Source organism: Gemmatimonas sp. (assembly GCF_036405635.1).
GTDB lineage: Bacteria > Gemmatimonadota > Gemmatimonadetes > Gemmatimonadales > Gemmatimonadaceae > Gemmatimonas.
In genome coordinates, this window is sequence record NZ_DASWXE010000202.1 from 1 (window position 1) to 3,020 (window position 3,020).

Below are 3,020 nucleotides of genomic sequence, written 5' to 3' on the forward strand. Positions count from 1 at the left end.
ACCTGCCCGTTCGCATGGACGATGTAGGGCAGCGATCCCTTGCCGGCAGCCTCCACCGAAACGGTGGGGGTCGGGCGCTGCGGACGCGTCTGCTCCTTGCACGCGCCAAGCGCAATCAAGAGAAGAAACGCCGCGCGAGGAGGGAGAGCGGGCTGTATGAAAAACCGACGCATAGGCGTCGGCAGAGCAATGGCTGGCATTCGCGTTGCGAACGGCGGGTCTGTGGGCACGATGCCCCGGTTTCGAACCGGAGCACCGTTCAGGGGAATCCGCCAAGATAACGTCAGGATGCCGTCCAGCGTTGCATCGGTGTGACCAACCGTGTGGAAACCGGGGGAAATGGTCCCAGCAGCGCTATTCAGAGGGCGGCTGAGGAGCGCCGTGTGATCACACGAATCGTCCCAGGAGGGCCCGGAATCCGGACATCCATATCCCGGATCCCTTCCCGGAGCTGTTGGCGGAATCCATCCATGAATTCCTGCGCCGGCGGCGTGATCACGCGCACCCGGCGATCGCCGTTCCCATCCCCGAGCTCAAAATTGAACCCGGAAGCCGGCAACTCCGAGGCCTTCACAGCCTTTACGGCCACCTCCCGATACTTGCCGTTACCATAGACCCGCAGCGTAACCGGGCTGCCGGGCGCGACTTTTTGGACTTCGCGCACGAAGCGGTCAATGCGGGCCGAGCGCGTCTGCTGGTCATCGAGATCCTCACGGGGAATGCGCACGTCGACGCCGTTCACCGCCGCCACGCGCTCGCCTTCCACCACGCCAGCGAGCTCAGCCGGTCCACCGGCGGTCACGGCGCTGACGAAAAGGCCCAGGGTATCCCGACTGGTGCCTGCGCCGCCGATCGTCACCCCGATGCGGCCGCGCATGTCGTTGGTCGAGTTCACGGCGCCAGACACTCGACGCACCTCCGAGCGCTCGAGATCCGCAGCGGACACCGTTTTGAAGGTGAGTGCCTTGGAGGCGCCGCCACGGCGATACTGCAAACGCACCTCGTCGCCTGGCTTGGCCTTGGCCAGTGCGCGCTGCAGGCGACGCTGCGCCAGTCCGGTCATGGCCAGGTCCTCGGCATCCTCTTTCGCGACCTTCAGCGAAATGCCGTTGATCTCGGTGAGCACATCGCCCGCCTGCAAGCCGGCCTTGGCGGCGGGACCATTGGCGTCCACTTCCTCGAGCCGGACACCTGCGGTGTCGGCAGAGGAGCCCGCACCCAGTGTCACGCCCAGCACGGCACGGTCAGCTGAACGAGTCCACATGGTGCTGAGCATTGGACCCAGGATCGTGCGACGCGGCATGGACGCGTCGGGCACCTGGGCCTCGGCGACACCAAACGGCATCGCACCAGGCAAGGCGAGCAGGAACGGCAAGGCCCATAGCAGGGGCCGCGAAACACGCAGGGCGCGCGGAGATGTTGAAAGCAGGGGCGACATGGAATCCTCGGAAGTCGTTGGCCATGCGACACCGAGGTGCTTCGCGAGGGTTTACCGCCCCCGATCTCCGTCGTTCGTCCCTGCCGCACGCTGACGCAACTGCGTGGCGAGCTCCTGTCTTGTGATGGGCTTGTTCAACACCAGCAAGCCAGGTTCCTGCAGAAACGCATCCTCTTCCGGTGTTGCCGCCCCGCCGGTGAGCACGACCAAACGCTCGCGCAGTCGTGGATGACTCTGTGCGAGCGCGGCGGCGAACTGCGACCCGGACACGTCCGGCATCATCAGATCCGTGACCACGATGTCGATACGTCGCGCTCCGTCGTCGGCCGCAAGCCAGGCCAGTGCCTCGCGCGCCTTCGAGTACGCGACCACATCGAGACCTTCGGTGGCGAGTCCGCGTTCGATGGCATGCAGCGCCGACGGTTCGTCTTCCACCAGCAGGACACGCAACGAGGTCTTCTTCTTGGCGAGGACAGGGAACGGCTGTGGCGTGCGGCGTTCTCCGGTGCCCTGTCGAGCGGTCTTGAGAGGCGGTAGGCGCACCAGCACCGCCGCACCGCCCTCCGGCTGATTCGCGAAGGTGACCGTGCCACCGTGCGCTTCGACAATGCCACGCGCCACAAACAGCCCGAGTCCCGTGCCACCCGACGCGGCTTTGGTGGTCACGTATGGTTCACCCAAACGCGCGATCACCTCTGGAGCAAAGCCGGAGCCTTGGTCCCGGATGGAGATCTCTGCCCATCCATCACTGCCAACACGCGTAGCAACGGTGAGCGTCATGCGTGCCGAGTCACCACGCGCGAGCATGGCTTGTGCCCCATTCACCAGCGGATTGAGCACCACCTGCACAAGGCGACCCTCGTGCCCGTTCACCATCGGCACTTCGGCAAGTTCGGTGACGACGGTGATGCCCTGTCGCCATTGCGGCGCCGCGACCCGGATGGCGGCGCGCGCCACTTCGCGCACATCGAGTGGTGCCATTTCGTCGGCACCAGGACGCACGTAGGTGCGCAGCCCATCCACCACCTGACGAATACGATCCACACCTTCGAAGGCCTGGTCGATGGCGACGCGACCATCCGCATCGGCGGCGAGCGCCGGATGATCTCGCAGTTCTTCGAGATTGAAGCGCAGGTATTGCAGCGGATTGTTGATCTCGTGCCCGACACCGGCCGCGAGCCGACCCAATGAGGCAAGCCGCTGTTGCTCGAGCATCACACGACGCGCGTCATCACGTTCTTCGGTGCGACGACGGACTTCGTCGGTGAGGTGTGTGGAAAGCTGATCAAGTTGATTGGCGTCATCACGGAAGCCGCTGAGCATCTGCCACGCCACCGGCGCGATGACGCTCACATACCCGAGATCAGCCAGGTACACGAACTCGATCCAACCTGCAGCAACGGCCACCTCTTCGAGCGTGAACAGCAGGAAGAGTCCGAAGCCGACGAGGATGGCCGACGCTCCGCGTTCACCGGCGCGAACACGGCGGATGTATCCATACGAGCTCACTGCCAGGAGACCCAACGGCACGATCGCCGCGACCTGACCCACCAGATTGAACGCGGGCCGACGCAGCGTCACG

The 3,020-nt window shown here is 64.9% G+C and carries 2 protein-coding genes; both read right to left on the reverse strand.

The window, feature by feature from the left end; translation table 11 throughout:
* Positions 1 to 358: 358 nt before the first annotated feature.
* Positions 359 to 1,438, reverse strand: coding sequence for a PDZ domain-containing protein (locus VGE27_RS15930; protein ID WP_331050662.1), 1,080 nt, complete (start codon positions 1,436 to 1,438; stop codon positions 359 to 361).
* A gap of 51 nt (positions 1,439 to 1,489) precedes the next feature.
* The coding region (locus tag VGE27_RS15935) for a hybrid sensor histidine kinase/response regulator (RefSeq protein WP_331050663.1) at positions 1,490 to 3,020 on the reverse strand (1,531 nt) is incomplete at its 5' end.

What these genes read in the sequence shown, in the direction of transcription:
- VGE27_RS15930 (WP_331050662.1), bottom strand. Translation starts at nt 1,438, where the DNA reads ATGTCGCCCCTGCTTTCAACATCTCCGCGCGCCCTGCGTGTTTCGCGG.